The sequence below is a fragment of the Phyllobacterium bourgognense genome, from assembly GCF_003337575.1.
GTDB lineage: Bacteria > Pseudomonadota > Alphaproteobacteria > Rhizobiales > Rhizobiaceae > Phyllobacterium > Phyllobacterium bourgognense.
On record NZ_QPJM01000005.1, the window covers coordinates 17,879 to 34,043 of the forward strand.

Consider the following 16,165-nt stretch of genomic DNA (forward strand, 5'->3'; position numbering starts at 1 on the left):
TCTTAAACATGAGTGACTCTCATATTTGCAAATGTGATAAATCCTCATATTATAGGAGTCAAGTGAAATGTGAGGAATGCTCATGAATGAGATTGGACCCATCGAGAGCGTCCGGCGCGAGCCGACGCAAAAACGCAGTCGGGAGCGGGTAGAGCGGATATTGAGCTGCGCCTCGACGCTGATCGAGAAGAGCGGAAGCGATGCCATGCGCATGAGCGACGTGGCGGAGATGGCGGGGATTTCGATCGGTTCGCTCTACCAGTACTTTCCCGACAAGGGCGCGATCATCCGCACGCTGGCCGAGCGCTACAATGTGCTTGGCCAGCAATGTATCGCGGAAGGCCTGCAGGATGTGCAGGGCAGGGAAGACTTGCGGCGGGCGTTCGGCGAATTGATCGATGTCTATTACGCGATGTTCCTCGCCGAACCGGTGATGCGCGACATCTGGTCGGGGACGCAGGCGGACAAAGCGCTGCGCGATATCGATCTTGCCGACAGCCGTATCAACGGCGCGGTGCTGGCGGCGGCGCGAGCGCGGGTCGATCCCAAGGCGGACCGCGATGAACTGGAGGCGTCGAGCTTTCTGATCATGCAGCTCGGCGAGGCGACGATGCGGCTTGCGATCTCGGTTGAGCGCAAGGAGGGCGACGCGCTGGTCGAGCATTTCAAGCGCATGGTGCTGCGCGAGATGATGGAGGGGTGAGATGATGATGATCAAAGCCACCATCGACACCTGCGCCGGGATTTTCCTCAACGGTGAGGCGCTGATCGAGACCATTCCGGACACCTATCTTGCGCCAAGCAAAACGCAGGGGCGAGGGCTGCACACGTACCGGGCATGGGCGAAGGATGAGGTGCTTTGCGTGCTCGACGGGCAAGTGGTCGAAGCGAATCGTTATCCCGTGCTACTGACCGAAATGGAATGGAACGCCCTGCCGGGCGAGATGCTGCTGGTGCGTCCATTGCGTACGAGCTACGGTTTCATCAATCACAGCTTTGATCCGAACCTGGAGATCGGGGCGGACTACCGGACGATCAGCGCTATTCGGGCGATCGCGGCGGGAGATGAATTGAAGCTCAATTACGCCGCGCAGCCTGTGCCGGAAGGTTATCTTGAGCGCAATGACACCGATTTCCTGAGGGACTGAGTATCGACACCTGCCTCCGCAATGGTATCGCCAGTTAACCTGCTATAAGATATGGCGGGAGCCGTTGTGCTCCTTGTTTTTTACGCAATTCCGGACGGAAAATCGCTGGAATTGTTCAAAGGGGCCCGGGGCATGGAGCGCCGTCTTGCAGCCGTTCTGATCGCTGATGTCGTCGGTTACAGCCATTTGAGCCAGATCGACGAGGAGGGAACGCGCGCCCGTTTTCAGGCTGACCTCTGCGAAGTCTTCGAGCCGAAGATCGCCGAGCATGGTGGACGGCTGGTCAAGACCATGGGGGACGGCCTGCTGGTCGAGTTCCAGAGCGTGGTCGCTGCATTGCGTTGTGCTGTCGAGGTGCAGCGCGAAAAGGCTGAGCGCAATGCTGCCGCTCCAAAGGAAAAGCGCCTGGTTTTTCGCATTGGTGTCAATCTCGGGGACATCATGGTCGAGGGCGAGGATATTCACGGCGACGGCGTCAATATCGCCGACCGGATACAGACGCTCGCGGAACCTGGCGGCATTGCGATTTCCGGAACGACCTATGATCAGGTGAAATCGAAGCTCCCGATTGGCTATGTTTCGCTTGGCGAGCAGGTGGTCAAAAACATCGCCGAGCCGATCCGGATATATCGCGTCGTGCTCGACCCTGCCGGAGCGGGCAAGACAGTCGGCGCACGCAGACGCTTGCGCCGATGGCGCGTGCCGGTCGTCGCAGTCCTTGTTTTGATGGTGCTCGGCGCAGGGTTGCTGTGGTGGAAACCTGCGCAGTTGTTCCAGCCTGCGTCCCTTGTCGAGCGGTTTGCCTATCCGCTGCCGGACAAGCCTTCTGTGGCGGTGCTGCCTTTCATCAATGTGAGCGGCGACACGGATCATGACCACCTTGCGGCGGGATTGACAGACGATCTCATCACCGAGCTCTCAAAGGTCTCCGGCCTGTTCGTGATCGCACGGCATTCGGTGTTCGCCATCCAGAATACGGCCGGAAAGATCCAGGATGTGGCCGCGGAGCTCGGCGTCCATTATGTTCTCGAGGGGACATTGCAGCGCGCAGATTCCCGACTGCGGATCAACGTCAAGCTGATCGATGCGCTTACCGGTCTTTCCTTGTGGGCCGAGCGCTACGACCGCCAATATGCCGACCTTTTTGCAGTTCAGGACGATGTCATCGGCAAGATCATTTCTGCGCTGGAAGTCAAGCTAAGCGAAGGCGAGCGTGACCAGCTGGCGCGAATACCGACTGAGAACCTCGAGGCCTATGACTACTATCTTCGCGCGGAACAGGAAGGTTTTTATTACAGCGACGTAGAGACTTACCGGCGAACATTGTCATACTACCAGAAGGCACTCGATCTCGATCCGAGTTTTGCCAATGCCCATGCCGGGATCGCCCGCGTGGCTGTGGATGTCTGGCGCAACGACTACAACTATCTCTGGTCCGCAGCAGTGGCACGAAAGATTGCCTATGACGCGGCCGGTCAGGCCCTGAAGCTGGACCCAAACAACGCTCGTGCCCATACGGTGCTTGCGCTTCTTCAACTGGTCGATGGGCGCGAAGTTGAAGCGAGGGATTCCGCCAACAGGGCGGTTGCGGCACAGCCGAACGACGCGGAGATTGTCGGCAATCTTGCCCTTATCCTGGCACAGACCGGCAGCCACACGCAGGCGGTGACCGAGATGGAAAAGGCGTTGCGGCTCGATCCCACGCCGCCACCAAGCCTTCAGTTGCTTGCCGGCATTGTTTTTTACACCGCGCGCGACAGCGAACGGGCGGTTCCCCTGATGGAGACCGCGCGCGATGCTCTTCCCAAAGCGGAGCCAGCACGTGAATATCTTGCTGCTGCCTATGTGGATCGCGGCGACCAGACACTTGCATCCCGGGAAACGGGAAAGTTGCTGGAACTGTTTCCAGACACCAATCTGACCTATTACGGCTATCTCTACGACTATTGGCGGGAAGACGATCTGCGCCATCATCTGGACGGGCTACGGGCTGCCGGGGTGCCCGAGTGGCCGTTCGGCTTTGAAGCAAATCCAGCCGACCAGATCGGTGAGGCGGAATTGAGGGCGATGGTCAACGACAAGACCTGGACGGGCAAGCACAAGAACGGCACCGAGTTCATCCAGTATTTCGACACGGCAGGCAACACCGCATACCGCAGCGCCAATACGAATATAACCGGCTTCATCGAAGTTCGCGGCAATCGCCTATGCGAGCGGTTCGGGGGGTATTTCCTGGACCGGATGGTATGCGGCTATGTTTACCGCAACACGGCGCCGGAGCCCCGCGACGCGAAATATGTTCACGTCACGCCGCGCGCATTGATGTATTTTTCTATCGCTCCTTGAGGTATCTGTCAGTTGGCCGGTGCCTTCTGCCAATCCGTCTGCAACTTCTCCGCAACGAGCGTGTTCTCCACATCGGACCAGTGCTTGCGCGAGTCGGTGAGCTTGGTCGGGTTCTTTTCAAACCCATCCGCGGCACCCGGATCATAGCTTATGTAGAGCTTGCCTTCGATGATCCGCCAGGCTTTGGGGTCGACATTGGTCGTGACAGTCCCGAACGAAACGCCGTCTGCGCAATAGCCGCCATATTGCGGCGCGTACTTGGCTGGATCTGCGATGAAGAGATCGCGATTTTCTGCGCTGGCGAAATGCCATGTCGCGCCGAGCCAGCGATGTGAGTATTTGTCGGATCCCTGGACGGCCTGGTTCTGCGTGAAGTAGGCAACCGGGTCATAGCCCTTGATTGCCACGTCGCCGAAATAGCCGGTGTTGACGAGTTCTTCGGCCCCGGCAGGTGGCGTGAACGAGAGCAGCATTGCGGCCGCAGCCATAGATGCAGCAATTTGAAACTTGCGTTTCAAGCGGTGTTCCAGCATTTCAGTTTCTCCCTTGGTTCCGGTGCGGCGTTACGGGCGACCAGCCGTCATTTGCGCTTGGTGCACTCGGTAAAAAGCCATTGGCCGACCAGATCGGCCTTCTGGCATTCAGCGCCCGCCTTCATAAGCAGGGCAGCCGCATCCCAATGTTCCCGCCATCCAGCCTGGGTGAGTGGCGTATAACCGTTGCGTTCTTTTGGTTCGACTTCAGCCTTGTTGGCCAATAGAAATGCGACCACATCGGCGTGACCTTCCTCGGCAGCAGCGTGCAGAGGTGTCATGTGATAGAAGTTCTTTTCGTCATTGACCGCCGCACCTTTCTCAACCAGCAACTTTACCGTATCGAGATTTCCACCATAGGCAGCAGCGTGCAAAGCCGTCAGCCCGCCTTTGTTGCGAATTTCGATGTTCGAGCCGCGTTCGAGCAGAAGCGCCACCACGTCCGGCTTTCCTGCCAGCGAGGCGATGAGGAGAACCGGCTCGCCGGCGTCATCCGGTTGCGCGATGTCGGCACCCTGATCCAGCAATTGTTTAACGGTTGCGACATCGCCATTTTTGGCAGCGTCATGCAGCGGCCCCGCCAGCGCGGACGAGACCCCCAGCATTCCCCCGATAAATGCAACGCAAAAAAGGTTCACCGAACGTCCCCCGTCTCAGCATCCATGAGCGGCGGGGGAACGTATCACATTGGGCCCTAGACCGGAATTAACACGTAGGGATTAGGATGTGTCGATATTCACGCCATGACGGTCTGCAAACGGCATTTTTCTGCGATACGGTGCTCACGTACTATAAGTACGCTCCGCTCCGCTTCTCGAAAACCACCGTTTTCGCCTCGTCATGATCGCGAATCTCGACACATCCCGGTATTTAACTTGCGTGGGCGCTGATGATGGCATCGGCCTCTTTCCCATAAAGTTCTTCGAAATGATCGAAGTTCTTCGAAAATGTACCGATGCCCTGTGTAGCGGAGCGCAGCGAGCGTGCCAGTTCGTCGAGCGCGCTGCCGGGAATGAGCGCGCGGAAAACATCCCATCCTTTGGCGGTCTCATCGCGATCGAAGCCCAGAACCTGGCCCTTGAAGGAGGAAACGATCGGTACGAGACTGCCGGAGTAGATGGAGGGGATGTGGATCTCCACACGGAAGATCGGCTGCATCAGCACGGCGGATGCTTGGGCCAGCGCGTCCCGCACCCCCATTTTGCCCGCGGCCCGGAATGCGAATTCGGAACTATCCACGGAATGGTGCTGGCCGTCGGTCAGCGTTACGCCGACATCGATGACTCTAAGACCCAGTGGGCCTTTCTCCATCGCTTCGCGAGCTCCAGCCTCGACTGCGGGAATGAAATTGCGCGGAACAGCACCACCTTTGACCGTTTCACCGAAGCTGAAGCCTTCGCCGCGTTCATTCGGGTGTATGCTCAGTTTCACATCGGCAAATTGTCCGGCACCGCCAGTCTGCTTGCGGTGGCGGTAGTGAACATCCGATGTTTTTGAGATCGTCTCACGGTAGACCGGGCTCGGTGGGCGATCGGTTACGTTCACATGAAAGACCTCAGCCAGGGTCTTGCAGAGATCGCGCAAATGCACCGGTCCCTGGACGCAGACGAGTTGGGCGCCGGTCCCTTCCTCCTGCATGACCTTGAGGCCGTGATCGGTCTCTGCGAGCTTTGCCAGCGTTTCGGAGAGCTTGGTTTCGTCCCGTTCGCTGTCGGGTACCAGTATCCGTTCCAGCATGGGGGTAGGCGGCGTCGTCCATGCCGGTGGCGCGACAGCCGTATCGGGGGCCAGCAGCGACGGAACAGGCAAATGGTCGGATTTTACCGTGGCGAAAACGTCGCCCGGGAGTATCGCCGCTGCAACGGGTTTACCGGTTCCGGGATCCTGCACTGGTCCCAAGCGCGAGCCGGCAAGCAGGGATCCCTGCTTGAGACCATCGCCGAGACTACGGACAAGCACCGTCTTGCCGACGTTCTGGCGGTGGTAGGCGTGAAAGCTAACGCCGACCAATGCCGTGTCCTTGATGTTGGCGGCCGCTGCAAGGCGTGCGCGAAGGACATCGGATTGCGGGGCTTCGTGACGAAGTGCCTTCATCAGGCGCATGATGCCGTTGCTGTGGCTTGCGGCGCCGACGAGAACGGGGATGATCCGGTTTTCCCGCAAGACGCGCGAAGAGATGGCATAGATGGCATCGCTGGCCGGTTCGCGGTCCTCGATGAGCTCCTCGAGCAGCCAATCGTCGAATTCAGAGAGAGATTCGAGAAGTTCGGCACGCGCTTCGTGTTCGCGTTCCACAACATCGGTGGGAATTTCGACCAGCGCAGATATCTGGCCCTCGCGGTAGCGCCAGGCGCGCTCCGAAATAAGATCACAGCTGCCGACGATCTTGTCGCCTTCGCGAATCGGGATCTGCCGCAGCAATAGTGTGTGGCTGGCGAAGTCCTGGAGCGAGGCGATGACGTCTCTAAGCCGTCCTCTCGGTTCATCCATCCGGTTCACGAACACGATACACGGCGTTCCCGAAGCTTCAATCACCCGCAAATAGGGAGCTGCAAGTACAGCTTCCTCGGGGTTTGGCGACACACACAGGATGCAGGCGTCACTGGCCAAAAGCGCATGCTGGGCGTGGGCCAGGGCCTCACCCGAGCCAGGCGCGTCCAGCGCACACCATGCTTCATTTCCGAACTCGAATTCCGTCAGGCCCAATCCGTATGGAGAGATGGATTTTTTCGATGCACCTTCCAGTGCGGCCAGTTTTTCCACGAGCGTGGATTTCCCGGCCTGCGAAGGACCGAGTACCGTAAAGCAGCGCATGGCGTTCCTCCCTGCCACGAACAATCTCTACCGTCAGGATGCCCCAGACCGGCGCAAAGCGCTAGAGCGGCTTTACCTTATGGAGCCAGTTTAAAGTTCGATTGTTTTTGCGCCCACGTGGATCGAACGCCCGGCGCCCCAACCGAACACGGCCGCTCCAAGCCCCAGAAGCACGAACAGCACAGCTGTAGCGGCGAAATTCCCGGTGATGCTGTGAACAAGCCCGACCAGAAGCGGACCCGTCGCGGCAAGCGTATAGCCGATGCATTGCGCCATGCCGGAAAGATGCGAGGCTACATGTGCATTCGGCGATCGCAAAACGATGATGGTCATGGCAATGGCAATCAGTCCGCCTTGACCAAGGCCTTGGACGACACCCCACAGCCAGACGGTTGACAACGGTGCGAAGAGAAAACCGAGCAGGCCGGTGACCGCAAGCGCAACGAGCGCTATGTTGAGCAGCCGCTGGTCCCTGCAGCGCACTGCGATCGATGGAACGAGGAGGCAGGCACAAACCTGCGCCATGACCGACACGGATACGACGACGCCCGCCGTAACGCCGTCAAGCCCGCGCTCGCGCAGGATCGGCGATAACCAGCCGAAGACGCAGTAAGCCAAAGCCGATTGCAGCCCCATGAACAGGGTGACCTGCCAGGCAAGGCGATCGCGCCACAGACCTTCGACCCTGAAGCCGGCATGTTTCGTGCGGACTTTCCTGAAGAAGGCATGCGGGAACCAGATCACGGCGACGAGTATCGCCGGCAGTGCCCATGCACCCAGTGGTAGCGACCAGGAGCCGCCGAGCAGGCGCTGCAAGGGTAGGGTGAAACCGGCTGCGCTGGCAGCTCCTGCGCAAAGCGCCATCGTGTAAAGGCCAGTCATCATGCCGGTTCTCGAGGCGAAGTCGCGTTTCACAAGGCCCGGAAGCAGAACGTTGCCGACAGCGATACACGAACCGGCAAGGGCAGTCCCGAAGAACAGCAATGGCAGCGAGCCGAAGCCACGCAACGCGGTGCCCAATGCCAAAAGCAACAGCACGGCCAGCAGTGTGCGTTCGGCGCCGATGCGCTGTGCCAGCCTTGGCGCGAGCGGGGCGAAGACGCCAAGGCAGACGACGGGCAGGGTTGTCAGAACGCCGGCGCCGAAAGAGGACAGTCCCGTCTGTTCGATGATTTCGGGCAACAGCGCCGAGGCGCTGGAAAAGACCGGGCGAAGATTGAAGGCAATGAGTACGAGGCTCAGTCCGGTCAAAACTTTTGCGGCACGGCTTGCAAAAATTGGAGGCCGGGGCTGTGGGACGCTGTCGGCTTCGGCATCGATCAATTGTTCGCTGGCGATATCCTGTGGTCCGGAACTGGGGGATATATGCTGGTTCATGATGCGAGAAGCCGATCGAGTTCAAGAAGAATGGGAGCCATGAAAGCCCGGGTGGTGAGAGTTGCTTTCTCCGGATCGCCCGAGGCGATGGCATCGATGATGGCGGAATGAGCAGCCATGTCAGGTTCGGGGAGTTCGCCGGTCACCGTGGCCTTGATGATTTCCTGGGTCGAAGCCGAGAAGAATTCGTAGACCTCCATGAGTGCGCTGTTTCCGGAAGCCGCAACAACTGCCTTGTGAAATGCAAGATCCTGTTCGACATAGTGACCATGATCGGCAGGGTTGTACTCGCCGCGATCCCTCAGCATTTGCCGAAGTTCTGCGATGATCTCCGGAGTATGCCGCGTTGCCGCAAGGCGTGCGGCCTCTACTTCGAGTGCACAACGCGTCTCGACCTGATCGCGAAGCCCGGTCCGCCGGATTCGCAGCAGGCTGTCTTCCGCATCGATCACCGAACGCACGTAGGTGCCCGAGCCCTGTCTGGTTTCAAGGATGCCCTGAGAAACGAGTACGCGAACGGCTTCCCGCACGGTGCCGCGACTGACGCCCAGCATGTCGGCAAGCGTCGCTTCATTCGGGATGCGCTCTCCTATCTGCCAGCGGCTGGTGGTGATTTCAGCGCGAATATTCTGAATCGCGGTGTCTGCAAGATTGGTACGCACGGCAGGCTGCATCGGGATAATTCCTAAAGTCATTTGATGACTTAATGAGTACTCCCGACTTTTCCGTCTGTCAATTGAACGACAAACAACTGCCTGAGGCGCGAAAGACTTGCCTCATAGGGCGGATTGCACTAGCCAGTATGGAGATATTTTTTAGCCAGGAATTACACACCAGCATGACTCTCGTTGATACGCGTACGCCGGAACCCAAGCGTTTTGTTTCAGGTGCCACAGGCGATTGGGAGATTGTCGTCGGCATGGAAGTCCATGCGCAGGTCACCTCGAATTCGAAATTGTTTTCTGGCGCATCGACCACTTTCGGCGCCGAGCCGAACGAGAATGTCTCGCTGGTTGATGCCGCCATGCCGGGGATGCTGCCGGTGATCAACGAATGGTGCGTGCGCCAGGCAATCCGTACAGGGCTTGGCCTCAAGGCGCAGATCAACCTGAAGTCCGTTTTCGACCGCAAGAACTATTTCTATCCAGATCTGCCGCAGGGCTACCAGATATCCCAGTTCAAGCAGCCGATTGTCGGCGAGGGCAAGATGATCATCTCGGTCGGTCCGGATAAGAAGGGCGAGTTCGAGGACATCGAAATCGGCATCGAGCGCCTGCATCTGGAACAGGATGCCGGCAAATCCCTGCACGACCAGAATCCGACGATGTCCTATGTGGATCTGAACCGGTCCGGCGTGGCGCTGATGGAGATCGTCTCGAAGCCGGACATGCGTTCCTCCGATGAAGCGAAGGCATACCTTACCAAGCTGCGGACGATCGTACGTTATCTCGGTACCTGTGACGGCAATATGGATGAGGGCTCGATGCGTGCCGACGTCAACGTCTCGGTGCGCAAGCCCGGCGGTGAATTCGGCACGCGCTGCGAAATCAAAAATGTAAATTCGATCCGCTTTGTTGGCCAAGCCATTGAATACGAGGCGCGCCGCCAGATCGCCATCCTTGAAGATGGCGGCTCCATCGATCAGGAAACGCGGCTGTTCGATCCGGTAAAAGGCGAGACACGCTCGATGCGCTCCAAGGAAGAGGCGCATGACTATCGCTATTTTCCTGATCCAGATCTCCTGCCGCTTGAAATCGAGCAGGCCTTTGTCACTGCTCTCGCGGACGATCTGCCGGAACTGCCGGACGACAAGAAGGCGCGCCTCGTCTCGGAGCTGGGGCTCTCGGTGTATGATGCATCGATCCTCGTCACGGAAATGGCGATTGCCGATTATTACGAGGCTGTCGCCAAGGGCCGCGATGGCAAGCTTTCCGCCAACTGGGTGATCAATGATTTGCTCGGCGCCCTGAACAAGGTCGGCAAGGGCATAGAGGAATCGCCCGTGTCGCCGGAACAGCTCGGCGCCGTAATCGATTTGATCAAGGAAGGCACGATTTCAGGCAAGATCGCCAAGGATCTTTTCGAGATCGTCTGGAATGAAGGTGGCGATCCCCGCGAGTTGGTCGAAAGCCGGGGCATGAAGCAGGTCACGGATACCGGCGCGATCGAAAAGGCCATCGATGATGTCATCGCCGCCAATCCCGACAAGGTGGAGCAGGCCAAGGCAAAGCCAAGTCTTGCCGGCTGGTTCGTTGGACAGGTAATGAAATCGACGGGCGGCAAGGCCAATCCTCAGGTTCTCAGCGACATGGTCAAGGCAAAACTCGGGATCACCGAATAGATGTGGGTTCGCAGCGCAACGAAGGAAGATCTGGATGCGGTGCGTGACATGCTCGCCCTGACCTGGCACGCGACCTATGACGATGTTTACGGCGTCGAAAAAGTGAAGGCGATCACTGATCGCTATCATTCGCTCGATGCGTTGAAGAAGCAATTGGCAAAACCCTATTCGGAATTCATCATCGCCGATGATGGCGCCGATATCATGGGAATGGCCTACGCGTCGCAGAAGGATCACAAGCTCTCGATCCTCAACCAGCTCTATGTCCATCCGGAACATCAGAAGAAGGGTGTGGGTTCGCTGCTGCTGGCGGAAATGGAGAGCGCCTTTCCCGGTGTCTACGCGCTGCAGCTCGAAGTTATCGAATCGAATCAAAGGGCTCTGAGCTTTTATGAAAGCAGGGGATTCGAGCGCACCAACAACCGGATTGAAAACTGGGGTGAGCCGAATTCCGGTATTTCCGTAGTCGTGCTGGAGAAATCCCTGACTGGATTTGAGCTCGCACCGTGACAGCAGAAATTGATGTGACGTTCCGGCAGGCCACAATCGAGGATTTGCCTGCACTGATTGCACTGTTTGCAGATGATCCGATCGGTGGTCACGGCGACACAACCGATTCCTCGGCGTTGCCACTGTATGCAAGTGCCTTTGTCGCAATCGAAGCCAGTCCAAACGATCTACTTTTTGTGGGTGTTGTCAGCGATGAGGTGGTCGCAACAGCGCAGGTAACCTTCATCACGTCACTGACAGGCCGAGGGACGAAGCGCATGGTTATCGAGGCGGTGCAGACGCGATCCGACATGCGCGGCAAGGGAATTGGCGCGAAGTTGATCCAGCATTGCCTTGATGTTGCGCGCGAGCGTGACATTGCGCTGGTGCAGTTGACATCGAACGCCAAGCGCCAGGACGCGCACCGTTTTTACGAGCGGCTTGGTTTCGAGAAGAGCCACTCGGGATTCAAAATGCGCTTGGCTCCAGCGTCAACTTGACCCTTGCTATCGGGCAATGATACGGCCATACCAAACAGTCTCAAGCGTTATGGACAAAGCAGGATTGCTATGAAGACCTTCATGACCCAGTTTTTCACGTGGTGGAATGGACCGACACTCGGTACCCGCTTCTTCACATGGCGCAAAGGCACGAAAGTTGGCGAAGATCAGTTCGGCAACGTCTACTACGAGGGCACCTTCGATTCGGAAGGGCGCAAGCGGCGCTGGGTAATCTATAACGGTTATGCGGAAGCTTCAGCTATCCCTGCTGGCTGGCATGGCTGGATACACCACAGGGTTGACACTGCACCTTCGCAAGAAAATTATAAGCCGTATCCTTGGGAAAAGAATCACCAGGCGAATCTCACCGGTTCCGCCGCTGCCTATCGACCACAGGGTTCGATTGCGCATGGCGACAACCGGCCAACCGTGACGGGCGATTATGATGCCTGGACACCGGGCGCCTAGTCGGGTCTTGTTCTGCCACATTTGCTCTTTATCGACAGGCTGGAATTGAAATCCTCTTGCGCGCGCTTAAACCGGGAATGACATGATCAGTCGGAAATTTCGCTCTCTTGCCGTCGGGCTGATCGCTGCTGGTCTATGTGGTGCTGTCTCCGGCGCATCGGCCCAATCGACCGAGAAGATTTCAAATCCGATCGCCGTCTTTTCCGGCCTCGACAAGATCACCGGGCGAATCACCACTTTCGACGTCTACATCAACGAGACGGTGCAGTTCGGTGCGCTGCAATTGACGCCGCATGTCTGCTACACGCGTCCCGATACGGAGACGCCGAAGACAGATACGTTTGTCGAAGTCGACGAGATCACGTTGGACCGCAAAATCCGCAAGATCTTTTCCGGCTGGATGTTTGCCGACAGCCCAGGCCTCAATGCGGTCGAGCATCCGGTGTACGATGTGTGGCTAAAAGCCTGCAAACAGAAGTCGGACGTTCCAGCCCCGGATGCCGCCCAGACGGGCGGAACCCAGAATTAATTAGTTCACCAAAGCTGATAGCCTACATCGGCTTCGAGCAGTTGATCATCCAGGGTGTACCGTAGCGATCGACGAACATAGCAAAGCGCTGAGCCCAGGATGTTTCTCCTATCGGCATCATGATGCTGGTCGCGCCTTCAGAGAGTTCGGCAAACACTCGGTCCGCCTCATCGGGCTTATCCGTGTTGATGCTCACGGTCATGCCCTGGGCCTTCTGAAAATAAGGCGGCGGTGCATCTGATCCCATCAGCATGGTATCCCCGACCTTCATGCTGACATGCATGATATTCTTGGCGAGTTCCGGCGCCGACGTGTTGCCTTCCGGCATCTCGTCATAGCGGACCATGAACTCGATCTTCCCGCCAAGCACCTTCTCGTAAAATTTGAACGCTTCCTCACATTGACCGTCGAAGTTCAAATAAGCATTGAGTCTCACGATAGCTCTCCTTGTGGTTTTCAAGTTGTTCCGTTCCAAGGACGAACGGAAATCCAGCTCCCCGACATTCTTCTCGAAAATGTTTGAACATTGGTCGGGTTCCAACCATACAACGGATCTGCGACGGTTTTTAGAATTCAGCCGGCTGTGCCAAGGCATTTTCCAGCATCTTCTGGTATTGGCGCCGGGGGACTTCAACTGCGCCGAAGGTTTCCAGATGATTGGTGGTGAACTGCGTATCGAGCAGCGTAAATTTTTTTTCGATCAAATGACTGACCAGATGGACGAGGCAGACTTTCGACGCGTCCCGCTCGCGTGAAAACATGCTTTCGCCGAAAAACGCCGATCCCAACGCGATCCCGTAGAGGCCGCCAACAAGGTGTCCGTCGCGCCAGGCTTCGACGGTGTGGCAATAGCCAAGGTCGAACAGCTTGCCATAGGCTTCGCGGATCGGGCGATTGATCCATGTGCGGGCGCGTTCGCCGCTGCCGCTGGCACAACCAGCAATAACGCCCGCGAAATCCGTATCGTAGCGAATGTTAAAACGCCCTTGGCGCACCTTCTTGCGCAGGCTGCGCGAAACATGGAAATTCTCAAAGGGGAGGACGCCGCGCTTTTCCGGGCGCACCCAGAAGATTTCGGGATTGTCCGCCTCTTCGGCCATAGGAAAAACCCCGGTTGCATAGGCGCGCAGCAACAATTCGGGGTCTATTCTGAATGCTTCTTGCGGGTTCTTACCCGTCATGCCTTATTCTTCTGCAGCGTCTGCTGCGTCACCAGCCAGATAATGTTCCAGCCAATGGATATCATAATCGCCATTGGCAATGTCAGGATTATTGATCAGATCCTGAAACAGCGGCAGCGTGGTCTTGATACCGTCGACAACGAACTCATCGAGCGCCCGGCGCAGGCGCATCATGCATTCGACGCGGTTACGGCCATGAACGATGAGCTTGCCGATGAGACTGTCATAGTAGGGCGGAATCTTGTAGCCGGTATAGACGCCGGAATCGACGCGAATGCCAAGGCCACCCGGCGTATGCCAATGGGTGATCGTACCCGGTGACGGCGTAAACGTCCGCGGATCTTCCGCATTGATGCGGCATTCTATGGCATGACCCGAAAAGCGGATGTCGTCCTGGGTAACTGACAGTCCGCCGCCGGAGGCAACGCGGATCTGCTCGTGCACAAGATCGATACCGGTTATCGCCTCGGTTACGGGATGTTCGACCTGAAGGCGGGTGTTCATTTCGATGAAATAGAACTCGCCATTCTCGTAAAGGAACTCGATGGTGCCGGCGCCACGATAACCCATGTCGGCCATGGCATTTGCACAGATCATGCCGATGCGCTCGCGCTCATCGGAATTGAGGGCAGGCGAGTTGGCCTCTTCCCAGACCTTCTGGTGCCGGCGCTGCAACGAACAATCGCGTTCACCGAGATGGACAGCCTTGCCAAAGCCATCGCCCATGACCTGAACTTCGATGTGGCGCGGCTGCTGGAGATATTTTTCGATATAGACGGCATCGTCGCCAAAGGCAGCGCCGGCCTCGGTGCGGGCAGTCGACAGGGCGACCGACAGCTCATCTTCGTTCATTGCGACCTTCATGCCGCGGCCACCGCCGCCCGCTGAAGCCTTGATAATGACCGGGTAACCGATCTCCGCACAGATGCGTGCGGCTTCCTTGTCGTCGGTCACGCCGCCATCGGAACCCGGAACAACCGGAATGCCGAGACGTTTTGCGGTGCGCTTGGCTTCGATCTTGTCGCCCATGATGCGGATATGCGCGGCAGTCGGGCCGATGAAGGTAATGTTGTGGGCTTCGAGAATTTCGGCGAACTTGGCGTTCTCCGACAGGAAACCGTAGCCTGGATGGATCGCATCGGCACCGGTGATTTCGCAGGCCGCAACGATCTGATGGATATTCAGATAGCTGTCGCGGGAAGGAGGCGGTCCAATGCAAACGCTTTCGTCGGCAAGTCGCACATGCATGGCGTCGGCGTCGGCAGTCGAGTGGACCGCGACCGTCTGGATGCCGAGCTCCTTGCAGGCGCGCAGGACGCGCAGGGCAATCTCGCCGCGATTGGCTATGAGTATTTTCTGAAACATCATGCTCTCGCTACTCGATCACAACCAGAAACTCACCATATTCGACGGGCTGGCTGTCTGTGACGAGGATGGCGGTAACGGTACCAGAACGTGGAGACGGAATCTGGTTCATCGTCTTCATGGCTTCGATGATCAGAAGCGTCTGGCCCTCCTTGACCTGTGTTCCGACCTCGATAAAGGCGCGGGCACCAGGCGCGGGGGAAAGATAGACGGTTCCGACCATGGGCGAAGGAACGGCATTCTTCGAGGGATCGGCGACAGCAGACGCGACCGGAACGACCGCTGCAGCCGGGGCGGGAGCCGCACCAGCGGGGGCTTGGGCATAGACCGGGGCTGCGGCCTGCATCGTTATCTGCCGCGATACACGAATGCGAAGGTCGCCCTGCTCGATCTCGATATCCGTAAGATCGGTTTCATTCAGGATTTCGGCGAGATCGCGGATCATGACCTTGTCGATCCCGGTGGTTCTGTTAGCCATGCTTTTTCAAGCCCCTTATACCTGTTTGGCGGTCCGCTACTCAGACACTGCCAACTTGACGAGTGCGCGCAGGCCCATCACGTAGCCATCGACCCCGAAGCCACATATCACCCCTTTAGCCAAAGGGGAAACGTAGGAGTGATGGCGAAATGACTCGCGCGCGTGAATATTGGAGAGATGAACCTCCACCAGCGTGACAGCGGCAGCGCGGATGGCATCATGCAATGCGATGGATGTATGCGTGTAGGCGGCAGGATTGATGAGCACCAATGCCTTTTGCTCGCCTGCCTCCTGAATCCAGCTGACCAGATCACCCTCGTGATTGGACTGGCGAAACACGATGTCGACACCCAGATTATCACCTTCGGCGCGGCACAGGGCTTCGATATCGCTCAATGTCGCAGCGCCATATATTCCCGGCTCGCGCTTACCAAGCATATTCAGGTTCGGGCCGTTAAGGATAAAGATTTGCTGTTTCATGATTTACCGGATGGTTTCGCGAAATCGTGGTCCCATATAGACGGCTTATCGGCAAGCGAAAAGCCTGCAAAGCACCCTTATTGCTTGTCCACAAAGGGTTTTGCCAAGCAAAAGTA

At 57.6% G+C, this 16,165-nt stretch carries 18 protein-coding genes and 1 pseudogene; 8 read left to right on the plus strand and 11 right to left on the minus strand.

Annotation, left to right across the window (positions count from 1 at the left end; all coding sequences use genetic code 11):
- Nucleotides 1-82 precede the first annotated feature (82 nt).
- From C7476_RS10730 to C7476_RS10740, 3 genes are all read left to right on the plus strand, one after another.
- Nucleotides 83-703: a TetR/AcrR family transcriptional regulator gene (locus C7476_RS10730; RefSeq protein ID WP_114430185.1), complete on the plus strand. Its 621-nt coding sequence runs from the start codon at nucleotides 83-85 to the stop codon at nucleotides 701-703.
- A gap of 1 nt (nucleotide 704) precedes the next feature.
- Nucleotides 705-1,148, plus strand: a complete 444-nt coding sequence (locus tag C7476_RS10735) for an SET domain-containing protein-lysine N-methyltransferase (protein WP_114429932.1) — start codon at nucleotides 705-707, stop codon at nucleotides 1,146-1,148.
- Nucleotides 1,149-1,280: 132 nt separating this feature from the next.
- A complete protein-coding gene (locus C7476_RS10740; protein ID WP_114430186.1) occupies nucleotides 1,281-3,494 on the plus strand; it encodes an adenylate/guanylate cyclase domain-containing protein in 2,214 nt (737 codons plus the stop codon).
- 8 nt (nucleotides 3,495-3,502) lie between these two features.
- On the opposite strand, the gene C7476_RS10745 is transcribed toward C7476_RS10740, so the two are convergent.
- From C7476_RS10745 to C7476_RS10765, 5 genes are all read right to left on the minus strand, one after another.
- Nucleotides 3,503-4,027, minus strand: a complete 525-nt coding sequence (locus tag C7476_RS10745; RefSeq protein WP_114429933.1) for a YHS domain-containing (seleno)protein — start codon at nucleotides 4,025-4,027, stop codon at nucleotides 3,503-3,505.
- Between the two features lie 47 nt (nucleotides 4,028-4,074).
- On the minus strand, nucleotides 4,075-4,632 hold the full coding sequence (locus C7476_RS10750; protein WP_114429934.1) for an ankyrin repeat domain-containing protein: 558 nt from the start codon (nucleotides 4,630-4,632) through the stop codon (nucleotides 4,075-4,077).
- Between the two features lie 265 nt (nucleotides 4,633-4,897).
- Nucleotides 4,898-6,841: an elongation factor G gene (locus C7476_RS10755; protein ID WP_114429935.1), complete on the minus strand. Its 1,944-nt coding sequence runs from the start codon at nucleotides 6,839-6,841 to the stop codon at nucleotides 4,898-4,900.
- Nucleotides 6,842-6,931: 90 nt separating this feature from the next.
- Complete coding sequence (locus tag C7476_RS10760; protein ID WP_114429936.1) at nucleotides 6,932-8,218, minus strand: CynX/NimT family MFS transporter; 1,287 nt, start codon at nucleotides 8,216-8,218, stop codon at nucleotides 6,932-6,934.
- On the minus strand, nucleotides 8,215-8,892 hold the full coding sequence (locus tag C7476_RS10765) for a FadR/GntR family transcriptional regulator (RefSeq protein WP_114429937.1): 678 nt from the start codon (nucleotides 8,890-8,892) through the stop codon (nucleotides 8,215-8,217). Before C7476_RS10765 ends, C7476_RS10760 begins: the two co-directional genes overlap by 4 nt.
- A 164-nt stretch (nucleotides 8,893-9,056) precedes the next feature.
- Between C7476_RS10765 and gatB the strand changes: the two genes are divergently transcribed.
- The 4 genes from gatB (at nucleotide 9,057) to C7476_RS10785 (ending at nucleotide 12,016) form a co-directional block, all read left to right on the plus strand.
- Nucleotides 9,057-10,559, plus strand: coding sequence for an Asp-tRNA(Asn)/Glu-tRNA(Gln) amidotransferase subunit GatB (gatB, locus tag C7476_RS10770; RefSeq protein ID WP_114429938.1), 1,503 nt, complete (start codon nucleotides 9,057-9,059; stop codon nucleotides 10,557-10,559).
- A complete protein-coding gene (locus C7476_RS10775; RefSeq protein WP_112531297.1) occupies nucleotides 10,560-11,069 on the plus strand; it encodes a GNAT family N-acetyltransferase in 510 nt (169 codons plus the stop codon). It abuts the gene before it with no gap.
- On the plus strand, nucleotides 11,066-11,548 hold the full coding sequence (locus C7476_RS10780) for a GNAT family N-acetyltransferase (RefSeq protein ID WP_114429939.1): 483 nt from the start codon (nucleotides 11,066-11,068) through the stop codon (nucleotides 11,546-11,548). The genes C7476_RS10775 and C7476_RS10780 overlap by 4 nt, the downstream gene beginning before the upstream one ends.
- A 69-nt stretch (nucleotides 11,549-11,617) precedes the next feature.
- The gene (locus tag C7476_RS10785) at nucleotides 11,618-12,016 is read left to right on the plus strand and encodes an NADH:ubiquinone oxidoreductase subunit NDUFA12 (protein WP_112531299.1); all 399 of its coding nucleotides are present in this window, start codon (nucleotides 11,618-11,620) and stop codon (nucleotides 12,014-12,016) included.
- On the opposite strand, the pseudogene C7476_RS29370 reads toward C7476_RS10785, so the two are convergent.
- A pseudogene (locus C7476_RS29370) lies at nucleotides 12,013-12,066 on the minus strand (hypothetical protein); the annotation flags it as partial. The gene C7476_RS10785 and the pseudogene C7476_RS29370 overlap by 4 nt on opposite strands.
- A gap of 32 nt (nucleotides 12,067-12,098) precedes the next feature.
- Between C7476_RS29370 and C7476_RS10790 the strand changes: the two are divergent.
- Nucleotides 12,099-12,545: a DUF2155 domain-containing protein gene (locus C7476_RS10790; RefSeq protein WP_114429940.1), complete on the plus strand. Its 447-nt coding sequence runs from the start codon at nucleotides 12,099-12,101 to the stop codon at nucleotides 12,543-12,545.
- 22 nt (nucleotides 12,546-12,567) lie between these two features.
- Here the strand turns inward: C7476_RS10790 and C7476_RS10795 are convergent, their stop codons facing one another.
- The 5 genes from C7476_RS10795 to aroQ form a co-directional block, all read right to left on the minus strand.
- Complete coding sequence (locus C7476_RS10795) at nucleotides 12,568-12,981, minus strand: VOC family protein (protein ID WP_114429941.1); 414 nt, start codon at nucleotides 12,979-12,981, stop codon at nucleotides 12,568-12,570.
- A gap of 130 nt (nucleotides 12,982-13,111) precedes the next feature.
- Nucleotides 13,112-13,726, minus strand: coding sequence for a leucyl/phenylalanyl-tRNA--protein transferase (gene aat, locus C7476_RS10800; RefSeq protein WP_114429942.1), 615 nt, complete (start codon nucleotides 13,724-13,726; stop codon nucleotides 13,112-13,114).
- 3 nt (nucleotides 13,727-13,729) lie between these two features.
- Complete coding sequence (accC, locus tag C7476_RS10805; RefSeq protein ID WP_114429943.1) at nucleotides 13,730-15,091, minus strand: acetyl-CoA carboxylase biotin carboxylase subunit; 1,362 nt, start codon at nucleotides 15,089-15,091, stop codon at nucleotides 13,730-13,732.
- Between the two features lie 10 nt (nucleotides 15,092-15,101).
- Nucleotides 15,102-15,569, minus strand: a complete 468-nt coding sequence (gene accB, locus C7476_RS10810) for an acetyl-CoA carboxylase biotin carboxyl carrier protein (RefSeq protein WP_114429944.1) — start codon at nucleotides 15,567-15,569, stop codon at nucleotides 15,102-15,104.
- A gap of 36 nt (nucleotides 15,570-15,605) precedes the next feature.
- Nucleotides 15,606-16,049, minus strand: a complete 444-nt coding sequence (gene aroQ / locus C7476_RS10815; protein WP_114429945.1) for a type II 3-dehydroquinate dehydratase — start codon at nucleotides 16,047-16,049, stop codon at nucleotides 15,606-15,608.
- Nucleotides 16,050-16,165: the final 116 nt, after the last annotated feature.